This is a genomic window from Delftia tsuruhatensis NBRC 16741, from assembly GCF_001571325.1.
GTDB classification, from domain to species: Bacteria; Pseudomonadota; Gammaproteobacteria; order Burkholderiales; family Burkholderiaceae_C; genus Comamonas; species Comamonas tsuruhatensis.
Genome location: NZ_BCTO01000079.1, coordinates 20,969 through 39,582, shown reverse-complemented (window position 1 = coordinate 39,582; position 18,614 = coordinate 20,969). Strand labels below are relative to the sequence as shown.

General features: G+C 65.8%; 19 protein-coding genes. 14 read left to right on the top strand and 5 right to left on the bottom strand.

Going from position 1 to position 18,614, the window contains the following annotated elements; genetic code table 11:
• Positions 1–13 precede the first annotated feature (13 nt).
• A complete protein-coding gene (locus DTS01S_RS27460) occupies positions 14–781 on the bottom strand; it encodes a class II glutamine amidotransferase (RefSeq protein ID WP_026062477.1) in 768 nt (255 codons plus the stop codon).
• Between the two features lie 99 nt (positions 782–880).
• Here DTS01S_RS27460 and DTS01S_RS27455 point away from each other — a divergent pair, with 99 nt between their 5' ends.
• The gene (locus DTS01S_RS27455; RefSeq protein WP_254788061.1) at positions 881–1,390 is read left to right on the top strand and encodes a hypothetical protein; all 510 of its coding nucleotides are present in this window, start codon (positions 881–883) and stop codon (positions 1,388–1,390) included.
• The gene (locus DTS01S_RS31355) at positions 1,387–1,554 is read left to right on the top strand and encodes a hypothetical protein (protein ID WP_017405744.1); all 168 of its coding nucleotides are present in this window, start codon (positions 1,387–1,389) and stop codon (positions 1,552–1,554) included. Before DTS01S_RS27455 ends, DTS01S_RS31355 begins: the two co-directional genes overlap by 4 nt.
• Positions 1,555–1,617: 63 nt before the next feature.
• On the opposite strand, the gene DTS01S_RS27450 is transcribed toward DTS01S_RS31355, so the two are convergent.
• The 3 genes from DTS01S_RS27450 to DTS01S_RS27445 form a co-directional block, all read right to left on the bottom strand.
• Entirely contained in the window at positions 1,618–1,806 is a 189-nt protein-coding gene (locus DTS01S_RS27450; protein WP_012202595.1) for a 4-oxalocrotonate tautomerase, read from the bottom strand.
• Between the two features lie 17 nt (positions 1,807–1,823).
• Complete coding sequence (locus DTS01S_RS30110) at positions 1,824–2,078, bottom strand: cysteine-rich CWC family protein (RefSeq protein ID WP_074932084.1); 255 nt, start codon at positions 2,076–2,078, stop codon at positions 1,824–1,826.
• An 80-nt stretch (positions 2,079–2,158) separates the two neighbouring features.
• A complete protein-coding gene (locus tag DTS01S_RS27445) occupies positions 2,159–4,351 on the bottom strand; it encodes a malate synthase G (protein WP_016450689.1) in 2,193 nt (730 codons plus the stop codon).
• 304 nt (positions 4,352–4,655) lie between these two features.
• Here DTS01S_RS27445 and DTS01S_RS27440 point away from each other — a divergent pair, with 304 nt between their 5' ends.
• From DTS01S_RS27440 to DTS01S_RS27400, 9 genes are all read left to right on the top strand, one after another.
• Complete coding sequence (locus tag DTS01S_RS27440) at positions 4,656–5,591, top strand: LysR family transcriptional regulator (protein ID WP_026062476.1); 936 nt, start codon at positions 4,656–4,658, stop codon at positions 5,589–5,591.
• Between the two features lie 28 nt (positions 5,592–5,619).
• Complete coding sequence (locus DTS01S_RS27435) at positions 5,620–6,225, top strand: DUF3016 domain-containing protein (RefSeq protein WP_061289801.1); 606 nt, start codon at positions 5,620–5,622, stop codon at positions 6,223–6,225.
• A 129-nt stretch (positions 6,226–6,354) separates the two neighbouring features.
• A complete protein-coding gene (locus tag DTS01S_RS27430) occupies positions 6,355–6,801 on the top strand; it encodes a DUF2214 family protein (RefSeq protein ID WP_061289798.1) in 447 nt (148 codons plus the stop codon).
• Positions 6,802–6,855: 54 nt separating this feature from the next.
• Positions 6,856–8,553: an arginine--tRNA ligase gene (gene argS / locus DTS01S_RS27425; RefSeq protein ID WP_016450693.1), complete on the top strand. Its 1,698-nt coding sequence runs from the start codon at positions 6,856–6,858 to the stop codon at positions 8,551–8,553.
• 20 nt (positions 8,554–8,573) lie between these two features.
• Positions 8,574–9,263, top strand: coding sequence for an SPOR domain-containing protein (locus DTS01S_RS27420; RefSeq protein WP_016454601.1), 690 nt, complete (start codon positions 8,574–8,576; stop codon positions 9,261–9,263).
• 81 nt (positions 9,264–9,344) lie between these two features.
• The gene (locus tag DTS01S_RS27415; protein ID WP_016450695.1) at positions 9,345–9,995 is read left to right on the top strand and encodes a thiol:disulfide interchange protein DsbA/DsbL; all 651 of its coding nucleotides are present in this window, start codon (positions 9,345–9,347) and stop codon (positions 9,993–9,995) included.
• A 172-nt stretch (positions 9,996–10,167) separates the two neighbouring features.
• On the top strand, positions 10,168–10,830 hold the full coding sequence (lptA, locus tag DTS01S_RS27410) for a lipopolysaccharide transport periplasmic protein LptA (RefSeq protein WP_016454602.1): 663 nt from the start codon (positions 10,168–10,170) through the stop codon (positions 10,828–10,830).
• Positions 10,827–11,624, top strand: coding sequence for an LPS export ABC transporter ATP-binding protein (gene lptB / locus DTS01S_RS27405; protein ID WP_016450697.1), 798 nt, complete (start codon positions 10,827–10,829; stop codon positions 11,622–11,624). The genes lptA and lptB overlap by 4 nt, the downstream gene beginning before the upstream one ends.
• 54 nt (positions 11,625–11,678) lie before the next feature.
• The gene (locus DTS01S_RS27400; RefSeq protein ID WP_061289794.1) at positions 11,679–13,289 is read left to right on the top strand and encodes an RNA polymerase factor sigma-54; all 1,611 of its coding nucleotides are present in this window, start codon (positions 11,679–11,681) and stop codon (positions 13,287–13,289) included.
• A 21-nt stretch (positions 13,290–13,310) separates the two neighbouring features.
• Here the strand turns inward: DTS01S_RS27400 and rtcR are convergent, their stop codons facing one another.
• Positions 13,311–14,936 (bottom strand): RNA repair transcriptional activator RtcR, encoded by a 1,626-nt coding sequence (gene rtcR / locus DTS01S_RS27395; RefSeq protein ID WP_046239906.1) that lies wholly within the window; start codon positions 14,934–14,936, stop codon positions 13,311–13,313.
• A 698-nt stretch (positions 14,937–15,634) separates the two neighbouring features.
• Here rtcR and DTS01S_RS27385 point away from each other — a divergent pair.
• From DTS01S_RS27385 to DTS01S_RS27375, 3 genes are read left to right on the top strand one after another with little or no spacing between them, the layout of a single operon-like run.
• Positions 15,635–16,774 (top strand): slipin family protein, encoded by a 1,140-nt coding sequence (locus tag DTS01S_RS27385; protein WP_046239905.1) that lies wholly within the window; start codon positions 15,635–15,637, stop codon positions 16,772–16,774.
• A 56-nt stretch (positions 16,775–16,830) separates the two neighbouring features.
• Positions 16,831–17,328: a hypothetical protein gene (locus tag DTS01S_RS27380; RefSeq protein WP_046239904.1), complete on the top strand. Its 498-nt coding sequence runs from the start codon at positions 16,831–16,833 to the stop codon at positions 17,326–17,328.
• Between the two features lie 59 nt (positions 17,329–17,387).
• Positions 17,388–18,605 (top strand): RtcB family protein, encoded by a 1,218-nt coding sequence (locus DTS01S_RS27375; RefSeq protein ID WP_174538953.1) that lies wholly within the window; start codon positions 17,388–17,390, stop codon positions 18,603–18,605.
• Positions 18,606–18,614 lie beyond the last annotated feature (9 nt).

Sequence of the window (18,614 nt, the reverse complement as noted above, 5' to 3'; positions counted from 1 at the left end):
AATACGCAATGGTTCAAAGCGGCAGGCATTCGCCCTGTACAAAGACCTTGAGTTCGCCCGACTGGATTGAGGTCCAGGTCTCATTCTTGGTCAATGGCGCCGTGACGATGATGGCCACGCGGTCCTGGGGTGTGGTTTCCCGGGCGAAGTCCACCGCCAGGTCTTCATCCGACAGATGGGCCTGGGCAAAGGGGTGGCGTCGTTCGATATAGCACAGGTGCGTGGTGGCATGGGCCCACAGCGCTTCGCCGTTGGACAGCAGGAAATTGAAGGTTCCATGCGGCGAGATGCGCCTGGCCAGCTCGCGCAGCGTGTGGGTGAGTTCCTGCACGCTGGGCAGGCCGGCATGCGACTTCCACAGCTCCTGGAGAATCCAGCAGAAGGCCTGCTCGCTGTCGGTGTTGCCTACTGGATGGAAGTGGGCATGCAGTTTGGGAGCGAAGCCCTTGAGATCTCCGTTGTGAGCGAAGACCCAGTTGCGGCCCCACAGTTCACGCACGAAGGGGTGGCAGTTCTGCAGGCTTACCGCGCCCTGCGTGGCCTTGCGGATGTGGGCGATGACGTTGCGGCTCTTGATCGGGTACTCGCGTATCAGCTTGGCGATGGGTGAGTCGATGGCGCGCTCATAGCCCACGAAGTGGCGCAGCCCTTTGTCCTCGAAGAAGGCGATGCCCCAGCCGTCCGTATGGTCGCCGGTATTGCCCGCGCGCTGGGTGAACCCCGAGAAGCTGAAGCGCACGTCGGTGGGCGTGTTGCAGTTCATTCCAAGCAGCTGGCACATGGCAGTATCGTTGTTTGCGTAGTTCAAGCCATAGCCTAACGCCTGGCGCAGCAGCTGCAAGCACAATGCGGTGCAACGGCAAAAAAACGGAAGAAACCCATGCCCATCCTCTGTCTGCATACGGCGCACAGCAACGCCGTGATCTTCGAGCAGGCTGCTGCCGAACTGGGCTGGCCGGCCCACTCAATCGTTCATCAGGTGCATGAGGAACTGTTGTTGGAGGCGGAGGCTGCTGGCGGCATGGATGCGGCGCTTCGGCGGAAAACAGCAGGGCAGCTTGATGCGCTGGCAGACCCTGCCGATATCGATATCGATGCCGTGCTGCTGACCTGTTCGACCCTGGGTCCGGCCGTGGCGGATTGCCGCAGTGGCAAGGTCTGGCGTGCCGATGGCATGCTGGCCCGCAAGGTGGCCGCTGCCTTGCAGAGAGATCCCCAGTCACGATTGCACTGCTGTGTGCTGCTCCCACGACGTATGAAGCCACGCGCGATCTGTTCGTGCAAGCGTTGCTGTCTGGCGATGCACATCTGCGCCTGCAGCTGCAGTGTGTCGAAGGCGCATGGGCGCTTTTCCGTAGAGGCGATCTCTCTGGCTACCAGGCACGGATGACCGATGCCGCTTTTCAAGCCTATGCGGCCGGCGCCGCCCAGGTGGTTTTGACCCAGGTTTCCATGGATGGGGTTGCCAGGTACTGGCAGGCCAGAGACTCCCATCCTGTGCCGTGGACCGTGGCTGCCAGTGCGCTGCAGGCACTTGGAGAAATGCGCAAGTAAAGCTGCAGCTTCATGGAAAAAGGCAGCCGAAGCTGCCTTTTGCATGCGTTGGAGGAAAAGTCCTCAGCTGCGTTCGGACCAGAGCTTGCCGCCCGTGGCCCAGTTTTCGCGCTTGATGTCGGTGATCAGGATGTCCACCGATTCGGGCGAGCCGCCGAGGACTTCGACCGAGACGCGCGTGATCTCTTCGACCAGCTTGCGCTTTTGTTCGACGGTGCGGCCTTCCATCATTTCGACGTGGTACGTGGGCATGTCAATCTCCTCAGGGATCAAGGTCTAGGGGGTTGGGTCGGCGACATCATATCGGCCGACGCGGGCGGTCGAGGCTTGTCGGTGCCAAGTGCGCAGGCGGGGCACAGGCAGGCCTTGTTGCGCAGGGGCTCCGGAATGCGGGCCAATGCATCGGGTGCCACCGGCGTGTCCATGCACCAGCAGTTCAGCGGATCAACGCCCGCAAGAATGGCGCATTGATTGCTGCGGCCGCACAGCGGACACAGGCTGGCATCGGAGGGAGGGGCACTCATCGTGGTTCCGAGTGTAGGCCCATGAAAAAAGCACCTCAGGCAAGCCTGGGTGCTTTTTCAAGCGCCGGGCGCCGCCCGCGTCAGGCGGCGGCCTTGACCTTCAGGCGCCAGGCATGCAGCAGGGGCTCGGTGTAGCCGCTGGGTTGCTCCTTGCCCTTGAAGACCAGGTCACAGGCAGCCTGGTAGGCCATCGAGGTGTCGAAGTGGCCGGCCATGGGCTTGTACAGCGCATCGCCCGCGTTCTGCTGGTCGACCACGGCGGCCATGCGCTCGAAGGTCTCGCGCACCTGCGCCTCGGTCACGATGCCGTGCTGAAGCCAGTTGGCGATGTGCTGGCTGGAGATGCGCAGCGTGGCGCGGTCTTCCATCAGGCCCACGTTGTGGATGTCGGGCACCTTGGAGCAGCCCACGCCCTGGTCCACCCAGCGCACCACATAGCCGAGGATGCCCTGGACGTTGTTGTCCAGCTCCTGCTGCTTTTCGGCGGCGCTCCACTTGTCTTCCTTGACCACGGGCACCTGCAGCAGGTCGGCCAGGATGTTGGCGCGCTCGGCGTCGGCATTGGTCTGCTCCAGCTGCTTTTGCACTTCGGCCACGTTGACCTGGTGGTAGTGCAGGGCGTGCAGCGTGGCGGCCGTGGGCGAGGGCACCCAGGCGGTATTGGCGCCGGCCTTGGGGTGGCCGATCTTTTGCTCCAGCATGGCCTTCATCAGGTCGGGCATGGCCCACATGCCCTTGCCGATCTGCGCCTTGCCGCGCAGGCCCAGGCCCAGGCCCACGAGCACGTTGCTGCGCTCATAGGCGGCCAGCCAGGCGCTTCCCTTCATGTCGGCCTTGCGGACCATGGGGCCGGCATACATGGCGGTGTGCATTTCGTCGCCCGTGCGGTCCAGGAAGCCGGTGTTGATGAAGGCCACGCGCGATGCGGCAGCGGCGATGCAGGCCTTGAGGTTGACGCTGGTGCGGCGCTCCTCGTCCATGATGCCCAGCTTGACGGTGTTCTCGGGCAGGCCGAGCACCTTTTCCACGCGGCCGAACAGCTCGCTGGCGAAGGCGGCTTCCGCAGGGCCGTGCATCTTGGGCTTGACGATGTAGACGCTGCCCGTGCGCGAGTTGCGGATGCCGTTGGCGCCCAGACCCTTGATGTCATGGACGGCGATGGCCGTGGTGACCATGGCGTCCAGGATGCCTTCGGGGATTTCCTTGCCGTTGCCCCAGAGGATGGCCGGGTTGGTCATCAGGTGGCCGACGTTGCGAACGAACATCAGCGAACGGCCATGCAGCCTGACGGGCTTGCCGTCGGCGCCGGTGTACTCGCGGTCTGCATTCAGGCCGCGCGTCATGCTCTTGCCGCCCTTGTCGAAGGTCTCGGTCAGCGTGCCCTTGAGGATGCCCAGCCAGTTGGCATAGCCCACCACCTTGTCCTCGGCATCCACGGCCGCCACGGAGTCTTCCAGGTCCAGGATGGTGGACAGGGCGGCTTCGACCACCACGTCGGCCACGCCGGCGGCATCGGTCTGGCCGATGGCCGTGGTCTTGTCGATGCGGATGTCGATATGCAGGCCGTTGTTGAGCAGCAGCACGGAAGAGGGTGCTGCGGCATCACCCTGGTAGCCGACGAACTGGGCGGTGTTCTTCAGGCCCGTGGTGCCGCCGTTCTTGAGCGCGACGACCAGCTGGCCGCCTTCCACGCGGTAGCCGGCGGAATCCTTGTGCGAGCCCGAGGCCAGCGGGGCGGCCTGGTCCAGGAAATCACGTGCGAAGGCGATGACCTTGGCGCCGCGAACGGGGTTGTAGCCCTTGCCCTTTTCCGCGCCGCCGTCCTCGCCGATGGCATCCGTGCCATACAGGGCGTCATACAGCGAGCCCCAGCGCGCGTTGGCGGCGTTGAGCGCATAGCGGGCGTTGAGAATGGGCACGACCAGCTGGGGGCCGGCCTGGATGGCCAGTTCCGCATCCACGTTGGTGGTGGTCGCCTTGGCATCCTTGGGCTGCTCGACCAGATAGCCGATCTGCGTCAGGAACTGCTGGTAGCCGGCCATGTCGGTGATGGGGCCGGGATGGGCCTTGTGCCAGGTGTCCAGCTCGGCCTGCAGGCGGTCGCGTTCGGCCAGCAGGGCGGCATTGCGGGGGGCGAGGTCGTTGACGATCTCGTCGAAGCCTTTCCAGAATGCCTCGGGCGCGACACCCGTGCCCGGGAGCACTTGTTCATTGATGAAGCGGTGCAGCTCTGTGGCCACCTGCAGGCTGTGGGCTTGGGTGCGATCGGTCATGGTGGGAACCCCGGTTGGATGGATGGAAAGACTGGCCTGGACCCTTTACGGGCCTGACTATAAGGAATACTTTATTAGATTTATTTGCATACATAAATAGACCATAAATCTTAAAACTCGTGACTTTTACGCAAAAATGTGGGAAGGTTATGAGCCTGCCAAAACCATCGGAAATTGGCATGCAGCCCGGTGCGAAGGGCAAATGGCAGACAGCCAGTGCCTACTGCGCAAAAAGGCGGACCCCAGGAGACAGGCATGCATGCGCATGCCCCACAAGAACACGGAAAAGAAACGGACAGCAGTCATGGACAAGCTCAAGGCATTCGAGTCATTCGTATCGGTGGCCACGCGCGGCAGCCTCACGGCAGCGGCCAAGGCGGAAGGCGTGGCGCCAGCCATCATGGGGCGGCGGCTGGATGCCTTGGAAGAGCACCTGGGCGTCAAGCTCATGGTGCGGACCACACGCCGCATCTCGCTCACGCACGAGGGCAGCGCTTTTCTCGAGGATTGCCAGCGCCTCTTGTCCGATGTGTCCAACGCCGAGGCCAGCGTCAGTGCGGGCGGGGTCAAGGCCACAGGACATCTGCGCATCACGGCGCCGGCAGGCTTTGGTCGGCGGCATGTGGCGCCTCTGGTGCCGCGTTTTCGGGACCTGCACCCCGATGTGACGATTTCCCTGAATCTGAGCGACCGCGTGGTCGATCTGGCCGGTGAGGGCTTTGACTGCGCGGTGCGGGTAGGCGACCTGCCCGACTCGGCCCTGGTCAGCGTGCGCATCGCCGACAACCGGCGCCAGTGCGTGGCCACGCCCTCCTATCTGGAGCGCCGCGGCACGCCGCGCCACCCCAGCGAGCTGACCCAGCATGACTGCCTGACGCTGTCCAGCGATGCCTCGCAGACGCGCGGCTGGGCCTTCCGCATTCCGCACCCGGACAGCGGTACCAGCGAAGTCGTGCATTTCAAGCCGGGCGGTCCGCTGGACTGCTCCGACGGCCAGGTGCTGCACGACTGGTGCCTGGGCGGCTGGGGCATTGCCTGGCGCAGCACCTGGGAGGTGGAGGCCGAGATCGCCGCCGGGCGCCTGGTGGCGGTGCTGGAGGAATTTGCGGCCCCACCGAACGGCATCTTCGTGGTCTTTCCCCAGCGCAAGCACATGCCGCTGCGCGTGCGGCTGTGGATCGACTATCTCAAGCACCATTACGAGCAGCCGGAATTCTGGCGTCGAACCCACGCGGCCTGAGCGGGCCGCCCAGCAAGGAGGAATGAGCATGGCAGTGTCGATCGCGACGGAAGCGGTATTCGCAACGCAGGGCGCGGCCCCAGGACGGCGGCGCTGGATGCGCATGGCGCTGGGCGCCGCCTGCCTGGGCATGTTGGCAGGCTGCGCCGTCCAGGGGCCGGGGCAGGGCCGGCCGGACGGGATGCGGCAGGGCGCGGTGCCTGCCGGCATCGTGAGCGTGACCTTTGACGATCCCTCGCGGTTCGATGCCGGGCGCAATGGACCCCAGGAGTCCGAGAAGGCGCGCCGCGCCTGGGTCGATGCGCTGGCCCAGTTCCTGGCCGAACGGGCCGCGCCCAGGCTGCCCCAGGGCCAGCGGCTGGAAGTCCACCTCACCGATGTGCAGCGTGCCGGCAGTTTCGAGCCCTGGCGCGGACCCCAGGCCGCCGATGTGCGCATCGTCCGCGATATCTATCCGCCGCGCATCGACCTGCGTTTCAAGCTGCTGGATGCCGACGGAAAGCTGCTGCGCGAGGGCAGCCGCCAACTGCGCGATGCGACCTTCATGATGCGCCCCGACCTGTATCCCAACGATCCCCTGCGCTACGAGAAGACGCTGCTGGATGACTGGTTGCGCGCGGAACTGCCGAAGTAACGACGCAAGAGCCGGCGCGACGGGAGGACCGCAGTGGTCTACCGATTGCCTCGGGCATCCCGATGGCGGTCGCCGTTTCTGGCGTAATGCAGCATGGCCCAAGAGGCTCAATTTCTATACGGATTCCCCATGACGATAGAAGCCATTCTGGCCAGCCTCCACCTGCTGGCCATCCTCACCTTCGTGGTGTTCCTGTCCAGCCAGGCGGCGCTGTGCCGCAGCGAGTGGATGAGTGCCGCCGTGGTCCAGCGCCTGGCGCGGCTGGACATGATCTACGGGCTGGCGGTGGTGTTCCTGGTGCTCACCGGCATTGCGCGCCTGGTGTGGGGCGTCAAGGGCATGTCCTGGTACGTCTCGCAGCCACTGTTTCATCTGAAGATGACTTTGTTCGTGGTCGGCGCCGTGTTGTCGATCAAGCCCACGCTGGCCTTCCGCCGCTGGCGCCGCGCGCTGGATGCTGGCCATGGCCTGCCCCAGCCGGCCGAGGTGGCCAGCACGCGCCGCTGGGTGATGTGGCAGGCGCATGTGGTGCCTGTGATCGCTGTGGTGGCGGTGTTCTGGGCGCGGGGCATGTAGGCCCGGTTTTCCTGTCTGGCGGCATGGGGCGGGCCTGCCACGTAGAATCCGCCGATGCTCTCCGTCAAACAGGAACTGCTCGCGGCTCTGGCCGGCGAGCTTGAAACTTTGTCGCCCGGCGCCGGTGCCCGTGCCGCTTTCGAATCCCCCAAGGTGGCTGCCCATGGCGATTTCGCCTGCACGGCCGCCATGCAGCTGGCCAAGCCACTCAAGCTCAATCCGCGCGCGCTCGGTGAACAGCTCAAGGCTGCGCTGGAGGCCACGCCGGCTTTCCAGCGCTGGGTCGATGCCATCGAGATCGCCGGCCCCGGCTTTCTGAACATCCGTCTCAAGCCCGCCGCCAAGCAGCAGATCATCCGCGAAGTGCTGGGACAGGCCGAGAAATTCGGCTGGCAGGCCGACCGTGGCGCCAAGATGCTGGTTGAGTTCGTCTCCGCCAACCCCACCGGCCCGCTGCACGTGGGCCATGGCCGCCAGGCCGCGCTGGGCGATGCCATCTGCAACCTCTATGCCACCCAGGGCTGGGGCGTGCACCGCGAGTTCTACTACAACGACGCGGGCGTGCAGATCGACACGCTGACCAAGAGCACGCAGCTGCGCGCCAAGGGCTTCAAGCCCGGCGACGAATGCTGGCCCATCGATCCCGAGAATCCGGAAAGCAAGGCCTTCTACAACGGCTCCTACATCCAGGACATCGCAGACGATTTCAAGGCCTGCAAGACCGTCAAGGCCGATGACCGCGAATTCACGGCCAACGGCGATGTCGAGGACTACGACAACATCCGCCAGTTCGCCGTCGCCTATCTGCGCAACGAGCAGGACAAGGACCTGCAGGCCTTCAACCTGCACTTTGACGAGTACTACCTCGAATCCAGCCTCTACACCAACGGTCATGTCGAGGACGCGGTGCAGCGCCTGATCGCGGGCGGGCACACCTACGAACTCGACGGCGCGCTCTGGCTCAAGTCCACCGACTACGGTGACGACAAGGACCGCGTGATGCGCAAGCAGGACGGCAACTACACGTACTTCGTGCCCGATGTCGCCTACCACATCCAGAAGTTCAAGCGCGGCTACTCCAAGGTCGTCAACATCCAGGGCACGGACCACCACGGCACCATCGCACGCGTGCGCGCCGGCCTGCAGGCCGCCGACGTGGGCATTCCGGCCGGCTATCCCGACTATGTGCTGCACACCATGGTGCGGGTAGTGCGCGGCGGCGAGGAAGTCAAGATCAGCAAGCGCGCCGGCTCCTACGTCACGCTGCGCGACCTGATCGAGTGGACCAGCAAGGATGCGGTGCGCTTCTTCCTGCTGTCCCGCAAGCCCGACACCGAGTACACCTTCGACGTGGACCTGGCCGTGGCCCAGAACAATGACAACCCCGTGTACTACGTGCAGTACGCCCATGCGCGCATCTGCTCGGTGCTGGCAGCCTGGGGCGGCGATGCGGACACGCTCAAGGACGTGGACCTGTCGGCGCTGGAAGGCCCGCAGGCCCAGGCGCTGATGCTGCAGTTGGCCAAGTACCCGGCCATGCTGACTTCGGCCGCAGAAGGCAATGCGCCCCACGACGTGACCTTCTACCTGCGTGAACTGGCCTCGCTGTACCACAGCTACTACGACGCGGAACGCATCCTGGTGGACGATGAAAAGGTCAAGCTCGCCCGCCTGGCGCTGATCTCGGCCACGCGCCAGGTATTGCACAATGGCCTGGCAGTGCTGGGCGTCTCGGCCCCGCAACGCATGTAACTTCGAGCGACAAGCCATCTATGAAGACACAGCAACGTGGGGGCACCGTCATCGGTCTCATCATCGGCATGATCGTCGGGCTGGCAGCAGCCCTGGCCGTCGCCGTCTATGTGACCAAGGTGCCCGTGCCCTTTCTCTCCAAGGGCGGCAAGACGGCCGACCAGGACGCGGCAGAGGCCCAGCGCAACAAGAACTGGGACCCCAACGCACCGCTGCAGGGCAAGAACCCGGCGCCGCCACCACCGGCTGCCGTCACGCCCAGCCTCCCCGGCAGCACCACGCCAGCAGCGCCCACCCCGCCCGCCGTGGCCGGCGGCGTGACGCCGCCGCCCGCGCCCGTGGACCCGGCCAAGCCGCCCGCCAAGCCCGACACCAAGGCCGATGGCAAGACCTCCGCCGACCCGCTGGGTGATCTGGTGAAGGCGCGTTCCGCCGCTGCCGAGAAGACGGAAAAAGCCGAAAAGGCCGAGGCTGCCTTCAACTACTTCGTGCAGGCCGGCGCCTTCCGCAGCCAGGGCGATGCCGATGCGCAGCGGGCCAAGCTGGCCATGCTGGGATGGGAGGCGCGCGTAAGCGAGCGAGAGCAAAACGGCATCACCATCTTCCGCGTGCGCGTGGGTCCGTTCACCAAGCGCGACGATGCCGAGCAACTCAAGCAAAAGCTCGATGGCGCCGGGGTCGAGTCCACGCTGGTGCGCGCCGCTCGCTGAAACAGCGTTGAGCAAGAGCGCTGAACTTTTTGGCAAACCCCAGCCTCCTAATCTGCAGCATTGAACGAGGAGTTTGTTTTGATGAATCGCCGCGACTTTTCCCTGGCTGCCTCGGCAGCCGCTGCCAGCGCGCTGACGCTGGGCACCTCCGCCGCACAGGCCCAGGCGGCAGCGCCCAAGGAGGGCAAGGACTACATCAAGCTGGCCAAGCCCGCACCCACCAGCGCCGGCGCCGGCAAGGTCGAGGTGGTCGAGTTCTTCTGGTACAGCTGCCCGCACTGCAATGCATTCGAGCCCACCTTTGCCGCCTGGAAGAACCAGGCGCCGGCCGACGTGGTCGTGCACCGCGTGCCCGTGGCATTCAACGCCAGCTTCGTGCCCCAGCAAAAGCTGTACTACGCCTTTGAAGGCATGAACCTGCTGGACACCATGCATGCGCGCGCCTTCCACGCCATCCATGTGGAACGCAACCGCCTGGCCAAGGACGACGAGATCTTCGCCTGGGTGGGCAAGCAGGGCGTGGACGTGGCCAAGTTCAAGGAGGTCTACAACTCCTTCACGGTCTCCAACCAGGTGCGCAAGGCCACCCAGCTGCAGCAGGACTATGACGTGGAAGGCGTGCCGGCCATGGGCGTGGCGGGCCGCTACTACACCGATGGCACCAAGGCCGGGAACATGACCAATGTGCTGCGCGTGGTCGATCAGCTGATCGCCACCAGCCGCAAGGGCTGAGGTAGGGGCCTCGGCCCAGACCACCCGTGACAGGCCCGCCATTGAGCGGGCCTGTCGCTTTTGGAAACCTCTTTTTGTGCCTTCGTGTCAGCGCTTTGCCCCCCGGCTTGAAAGACGCCAGGAACGGTTGCGCGCGACACCCCCTACAATGGATGCAAGAAGCGTGCCCTCCATGAAACAACGACTTTCCCCCCTCCTGCTCGCAGCCGCCCTGGCGGCTTTCGCCGGTTTGGCCCAGGCCGAAAAGGCCGACAGCACCAAGCCCATGAACATCGAGGCTGACGCGCTGCGCCATGACGAACTCAAGCAGACCAGCGTCTTCACCGGCAACGTGGTGATGACCAAGGGCACCATCGTGCTGCGCGGTGCCCAGCTCGATGTGCGCCAGGACCCCGAAGGCTTTCAGTACGGCGTGGTCACGGCCGAAGCGGGCAAGCGCGCCTTCTTCCGCCAAAAGCGCGACACCGTTCCCGGCCAGCCCGAGGAATTCGTGGAAGGCGAGGGCGAGGTCATCGAATACGACGGCAAGGCCGACCTCGTGAAGTTCATCCGCCGCGGCGAACTGCGGCGCTATCGCGGCGGCCAGCTCAGCGACGAGATCACGGGCTCCATCATCGTCTACAACAACCTCACCGACGTGTTCACCGTCGATGGGCAAAAGACCAGCGGCGGCCAGCCCAGCTCCACCGCCGGCCAGGGCGGGCGCGTGCGCGCCGTGCTGGCGCCCAAGGAGGGCACACCGGGCTCGCAGCCGCGCGCTCCCGCCGCAGGCGCGCCGGGCACATCCCTGCAGCCCAGCAACACCCTGGACAGCCTTGGTGGTACCAAGCGATGAGTACCGAGGCCTCAGCCCCCGCTGCCCACGCTTCCTCCCCACGCGCCGAACAGGGCAGCAGCCTGCAGGCGCGCCATCTGGCCAAGTCCTACGGCAGCCGCAAGGTGGTCAAGGACGTGTCGCTGTCCGTGAAGAAGGGCGAGGTCGTGGGCCTGCTGGGCCCCAATGGCGCGGGCAAGACCACCTCGTTCTACATGATCGTGGGCCTGGTGCGCAGCGACGGCGGCGACATCTTCATCGACGGACAGGCCGTGGGAAACATGCCCATCCACCAGCGCTCGCGCCTGGGCCTGTCCTACCTGCCGCAAGAGGCATCGATCTTTCGCAAGCTCAGCGTCGAGGACAACGTGCGCGCCGTGCTGGAGCTGCAAAGGGATGAGCAGGGCCGGCCGCTGGCGCGCAGCGTCATCGAGGAGCGCCTGACGGCGCTGCTGCAGGAGCTGCGCGTGGACCATCTGCGCGCATCGCCCGCGCTGGCGCTGTCGGGCGGCGAACGCCGCCGCGTCGAGATTGCACGTGCGCTGGCCACGCAGCCGCGTTTCATCCTGCTGGACGAGCCCTTCGCCGGCATCGACCCCATCGCCGTGATCGAGATCCAGCGCATCATCGGCTTTCTCAAGGCGCGCGGCATCGGCGTGCTCATCACCGACCACAACGTGCGTGAGACGCTGGGCATCTGCGACCATGCCTTCATCATCAGCGACGGCCATGTGCTGGCCCAAGGCACACCCGAGGAGATCGTGGACAACGCCGAAGTGCGGCGCGTCTACCTCGGCGAACACTTCCGGATGTAGCGCCATGCCCTGCCTGGCCCGTCTGCGAGATTGCCTGCGCGAAGGAGCTGCCGCTTGAAGCCCGGACTGTCGCTGCGCGTCTCCCAGCATCTTTCGCTCACCCCGCAACTGCAGCAGTCGATACAGCTGCTGCAGCTGTCCACGCTGGAGCTGGCGCAGGAAGTGGAGCAGATGCTGGGCGACAACCCCTTCTTGGAGCTGGCGAACGACGACGGCGACCACGAAGCGGCAAGCAGCGCCCCGGAGCCTGCGGCGCCCGGCGCCGCGGACTCCTTCCAGGAAAGCCGTGCGGACCAGCCATCGGCTGCGGTGGAATGGGAGGCGCCGTCGGACACATCCTCCGGCGATGCCGCCGAGACCTCTGGCACGGCCGAGTCCCTGAGCTGGGAAGGCGATGGCCAGACCAACTCGGGCAACGACGACCGCGACTGGGGCAGCGATGCGCCTTCCAGCCGCACGCGCGGCCAGGGTGACGATGACGAGACCGATGCCACCGAGCTGGCACGCAGCGCAGAAAGCCTGACCGACCATCTGCACCGCCAGGCCCTGAGCCTGCGCCTGGGCGAGGTGGATCGTGCCGCGCTGCGCTTTCTGATCGAGAACCTCAACGACGACGGCTACCTGGAAGACCCGCTCGACGAGCTGGCACAGGGCCTGGCGGGCGACGACCTGGAGGAGTGCGAGGAACTGGTGCACCGCTTCACCGTGGCGTTGCGCCTGTTGCAAAGCCTGGAGCCGGTGGGCGTGGGCGCGCGCGACCTGGCCGAATGCCTGACGCTGCAGCTGCGCGACCAGCTGGCCGATGCCGAGCGCGAAGGCGACGGCAGTGCCGAGGACGAAGATCGGCAGGCCGTGCTGCGCACCGCGCTGGACATCTGCGCCCAGCCCATGGACCTGCTGGCGCGGCGTGACCTGCGCAAGCTCGCCAGCCTGTGCGGCGCGCGCGAGGAGCGGCTGCGCGAGGCGATGGTCCTGATCGCCCGGCTGGAGCCGCGCCCGGGCCGGCGCTTCGCCGACGTGCAGCGCCAGATCGTCGTGCCCGATGTCATCGTGCGCCCGGTGCGCATGGGTGCGGGACGCATGGAGTTCAGCGTGCAACTCAACCCCGATGTCATGCCCAAGCTGCGCGTGCACGACATCTATGCCAGCGCGCTGCGCAGCCACCGGGGCAGCGAAGGCCATGCGGCGTTGCAGCAGCGGCTGCAGGAGGCGCGCTGGTTCATCAAGAACATCCAGCAGCGCTTCGACACCATCCTGCGCGTGTCGCAGGCCATCGTGGAGCGCCAGAAGAACTTCTTCGTGCATGGCGAGCTGGCCATGCGCCCGCTGGTGCTGCGCGACATTGCCGATGCGCTGGGCCTGCATGAATCCACCATCAGCCGCGTGACCACGGCCAAGTACATGGCCACGCCGCAGGGCACCTACGAACTCAAGTATTTCTTCGGCTCGGGCCTGGGCACCGAGGCGGGCGGCAACGCGTCGAGCACGGCCGTGCGCGCGCTCATCAAGCAGTTCGTCGCAGCCGAGGACCCCAGGAAGCCGCTGTCGGACAACCAGCTCGCCGACATGCTCAAGGAGCAGGGCATCGAATGCGCGCGGCGCACGGTGGCCAAGTACCGCGAGCTGCTCAAGATCCCGCCGACCACGCTGCGCAAGGCGCTGTAGCCGCGCAGGGCGCGCACGCTCTCAGGCCGCAGGCGCGCGGCCGGCCACGTCATCCCATTTGAGGCCGAATTTCAGCAGGTATTTGCGCAGGCGGTCGGCATCGTTGACCACGCTGCGCTGGGTGCGTGACTGGTCGAACAGGCGGCGCCCCGCATCGGACAGCGAGGGCGATTGCCTGCACACGCGCAGCACCGCTTCGAGCTGCATGCGGTCGAAAAGATCCATCTGCTCCAGCCTATCGGCGGGCAACAGCGCATCAAGGCCGCAGCCGGCGCCGGCGGGGGCGGGCTGCGCTGCCTCGCCCCGTTGCCACAGCCACTGCATGCGCTGGATCTCGGCATCGACCAGGGCCGTGGAGATGCGCCCTCCGTCAGCCAGCGTGGCCAGGCGCGTCATGCTGGCCGACAGGTCGCGGAAGTTGCCGCTCCACAGCGCCTCGGGCGAGCGCGCAAAGCGCAGATAGCGCTCGCGGGCCTCCACGTTGAAGCGCACCATCTGGCCGGTCTCGTCGGCCGAGCGCGCGAGCAGGTGGTCCATGTTGGGTTCTATGTCCTCGGGGCGCCCGGCCAGGCCCGGCAGCGCGTAGGACCACAGGTTGATGCGCGCGAACAGATCCTCGCGAAAGCGCCCCTGCGCCACGTCGATGCGCAGGTCGCGGTGCGTGCCGGCGACCAGCTGGAAATCGCTGCTGACCTCGCGGTCGCTGCCCATGGGATAGAAGCGCTTTTCCTCCACGGCCTTGAGCAGCATGGCCTGTTCGTCCAGGCCCAGCTCGCCGATTTCGTCCAGGAACAGCACGCCCTGGTGCGCGCTGCGCAGCAGGCCGGCGCGGTCGGCCGCAGCGCCCGTGAACGCGCCCTTCTTGTGGCCGAACAGCACCGAGGCTGCACCATCGCCGCGCAGCGTGGCGCAATTGACCTCGACGAACTCGCCCTGCACCTGGTGCCTGGCCTTCTTCAACTCGTACATGCGCCGCGCCAGATGCGATTTGCCCGCACCCGTGGGACCCGTGAGCAGGATGGGCGCGCGCGAGCGCACGGCCACGCGCTCGATCTCGTCGATCAGCGCGTTGAACCCGGCATTGCGCGTGGCGATGCCGCTCTTGAGAAATTGCACGGCCTCGCTCTGCTCGGCGCCGAAGCGCTGGGCGATCACGTCGTAGCGCGACAGGTCCAGGTCGATCAGCGCATAGCTGCCCGGGTCGCCCATGCGCTGGCGCCGGGGCGGCGAAGTCTGGGCCAGCACGCCGGGAATGCGGCGCGACTCCACCAGCAGGAACAGGCAGATCTGTGCCACGTGCGTGCCCGTGGTGATGTGGGTCCAGTACTCCTCGCGCTCGGGGTCGAAGCGATAGGCCTGCGTCCAGTCGAACAGCCGCGCATAGACCTCGCCGAAATCCCAGGGATCGGCAATGTCCATGGGCACGAGGTTCACCTGGGTCTCGGGCGATGCCGTGGCGATGTCGCCCTGCAGCAGCTGCGCCAGGGCCAGATGGGGCGGCGTGTAGAGCAGCTCCAGCCGCTCCACCACCAGATCCTCGTGCTGCATGAGGGAGAGGGTCGGCCGCCATTTCTCCCAGCGCCCCGCGCCCCTGCCGGAGTCCAGCTGCGTACCCAGAAAGCCGATGACGACCTTTTTCTTTTCCATGTTTTTGTCTAGTTGGATAGCTGAAATTCTAGTTTCTTTGGATTGAAGAAGAAATCAAGAAAAGTGTGATTTGAGATTTATCCAAATAAATCAAGGGGTTGAAGAATTGTTTGGCGCCTGATGCCGGGCTGGCACGCATCTCGCAATAACCAAGGCATCCAGTGCAGGCGGTGACCGCTCACAGGCCGGGGTTGGGGCAAAGGCCCGCCCCGCCGGTGCCGGAAGTCCGGGCCCCCAGGGGCTTGTCGATTTCCCGCATGCCGCACGCCGCAGGCGCTGGGTGACGGCAAGGTTGTGGAAACCGTCTCGCAAGGGACGCCTGGTTCGACTCCAGGCTTGCCAGCCACTGGTAGCTCAGTCTGGTAGAGCACCCTCGCAAGAGGACTGTCGCAGGTTCGATTCCTGTCCACTCTTCCGGCCGCAAGGCCGGGCTATTGAAACGGTCGAAAGACCACCCGCCGAACGCGGGAGGTGGCCGCCGGGTTGCGATGCAGCCCCAGGCCGCCCCCCCGTCAGCAGCGGCGGCTGTGCCAGGTCCCGGCACGGTCCGCGCCCGCAGCCAGCCACGCTGCAACCTGTTTCCAGGGTTGCCGCCACGGCGCACTGCAAGGCCCGGGCCGTGCCCCCTGGAACCCTGCCGCTGCTGTAACGGCACCCCTATGGATTGCGGCGAAGACGCCGAACGAGGAGAAGAAGAAATGCTGAAGATCCAACGCATCACCGTCAAGAAGAACGAACGCGCCCTGCTGCTGCGCAATGGCGATTTCGAGCGCGTGCTGCACAGCGGCCGGCACTGGCTGTTTGCCGGCACCGACCAGCTGCGCGTGGAAACCTTTGCCCTGGAGCAGCCCGCCTTCACGCACGGCCTGGCCGACTACCTGATGGCCCAGGAGCCCGCCGTGGTGGCCGCCGAATTCCTGCGCGTGGAACTGTCCGAAACCGAGGCGGGCCTGCGCAGCGAAAACGGCGTGCTGGTCGAGATCCTGCCGCCCGGCACGCGCCGCCTGTACTGGAAGGGACTGGTGGATGTGAGCGTGCAGGTGGTCGACCTGCAGGCCGGCGCCGAGCTGCCCGCCGCCCTGGCGGCGCGCCTGACCCAGACGCAGCTGCGCCAGCGCAGCGTGTCCGGCCTCAACGGCGTGCTGCAGGTGCAGGTGCCCGCAGGCCAGTGCGCGCTGCTGACCATCGACGGCAAGGTGGACCGCCTGCTGCAGGCCGGCAGCCATGCGTTCTGGAAGTTCGGCCGCAGCATTGCCGTGGAGCTGGTGGACCTGCGCCTGCAGGCCGTCGAGGTCTCGGGCCAGGACATCATGACCCGCGACAAGGTGAGCCTGCGCCTGAACCTGAGCGCCACCTATCGCCACACCGACGTTCTGCGCGCCTTTGCCCAGCTGCAAAAGCCCGCCGAGCACCTGTACCGGGAGCTGCAGTTCGCGCTGCGCGCCGCCGTGGGCACCCGCACGCTCGATGAGCTGCTGGAGAACAAGACGGTGATCGACGACGTGGTGACCGCTCACATGGCGGCCAAGCTGCAGCCCTTCGGCATGGTGGTGGAGAGCGTGGGCGTGAAGGACATCGTGCTGCCCGGCGAGATGAAGGCCATCCTGACCCAGGTGGTGCAGGCCGAAAAGCAGGCCCAGGCCAACGTGATCCGCCGCCGCGAGGAAACAGCGGCCACGCGCTCGCTGCTCAACACCGCCAAGGTCATGGAGGACAACCCCGTGGCCCTGCGCATGAAGGAGCTGGAGACGCTGGAACGCGTGGCCGAGCGCATCGACAAGATCTCCGTGTTCGGAGGGTTGGACCAGGTGCTCAACGGGCTGGTGAAGATGCGTTGACCGGCAGGCTGGTCGGCACACAACGGACAACGAAGAAACAAAAGAGAGGTACGGCCATGGCCGCATTCGAAGAACTATGGAGCTATGAGGTGGGCAAGGCGGGCTGGGCGACGTTGAAGTTCAGCACGCCCGAGGAGGAACTGGTGTGTGCCGTGTCCTACCTGCATGATTCGCTGGGTGATCTGGCCGCCATGGCGCTGGCCTTGGCCAAGGGCGCGCACCGCGCTGCCGCCGTGTTCATGGACGAGCCCGGCGAAGTGCACCTGAGCATGGAGGGTGGCCACGACACCCTTTCATACGAGCTGCGGCAGTACGCGGACTGGGCCAGCTGGGGCATCACCGCCATGGATGACTATGAAGTGCTGGCCCGTGGGCAGATGGCCCGCGAGGACGTGGTGCGCAGCGTGTACCGCGTGCTGGACGGTATTTATTGCGGCATGGGCGTCGAGGAATACCGAAAGCGCTGGCTGGAGCATGAATTCCCGCTGCGGGACTATCAAAGCCTGGGCAGCGCCATCCGCAAGCGGGACCTGTCTCGCCTGATGCGTGGATGAGCCGCGCGGCAGCAAGACCTGAACAAGACGAACAGACAAGAAGACTGAAGGACAACGCAATGAACTACCTGCAACACAACGTGGAAAACGGCGTGCCCATCAAGATGTGGACCAAGGGCGTGCCCGTGGAGGACGAGGCGCGCAAGCAGCTGGAGAACGCCGCGCGCCTGCCCGTGGTGTTCAAGCATGTCGCGGCCATGCCCGATGTGCACCTGGGCATAGGCGCCACCGTGGGCTCGGTGATTCCGACCATCAAGGCCATCATCCCGGCGGCCGTGGGCGTGGACATCGGGTGCGGAATGATGGCTGCCAAGACCACGCTGCGCGCCGAGGACCTGCCCGACAACCTGGGCCCGCTGCGCTCGGCGATAGAGCAGGCCGTGCCGCATGGCTCGGTGCCGCGCCACCGGGGCCGTGATCCAGGCAGCTGGGAGAACCCGCCCGTGTCGGTGGACCAGGTCTGGGCCACGCTGGCCGAGGAGTTCGACCTGCTGTGCGAGCTGCATCCGCGCCTGGCCAACACCAACAACCGCAAGCACCTGGGAACGCTGGGCAGCGGCAACCACTTCATCGAGATCTGCCTGGACGAGGCGGGCTTCGTGTGGTTCATGCTGCACTCGGGCTCGCGCGGCGTGGGCAATGCCATCGGCACCCATTTCATCGAGCTGGCCAAGAAGGACGCAGAACTGCATCAGCGCAACCTGCCCGACAAGGACCTGGCCTATTTCGAGGAAGGGGCCCGCTACTTTGGCGACTATGTGCGCGGCGTGTCCTGGGCGCAGAAGTTCGCCATGCGCAACCGCGAGGTGATGATGGCCAACCTCATCGCCACGGTGCGCAAGGTGATCGCCAAGCCCTTCGAGTCGCATGTGGAGGCGGTGAATTGCCACCACAACTACGTGCAGCAGGAGCGCCATTTCGGCCAGGATGTGTTCATCACCCGCAAGGGCGCGGTGAGCGCGCGGCGCGGCGAGCTGGGCATCATCCCGGGCAGCATGGGCGCGCGCAGCTATATCGTGCGCGGCCTGGGCAACCCGGAGAGCTTCGAGAGCTGCAGCCACGGTGCGGGCCGCGTGATGAGCCGGACCAAGGCCAAGAAGATGTTCAGCGTGGCGGACCACATCAAGGCCACCGAGGGCGTGGAATGCCGCAAGGATGCCGATGTGGTGGACGAGATTCCCATGGCCTACAAGGACATCGATGCGGTCATGGCCGCGCAGCAGGATCTGGTGGAGGTGGTGCACACCCTGAAGCAAGTGGTGTGCGTGAAAGGGTGAGTGGATGAG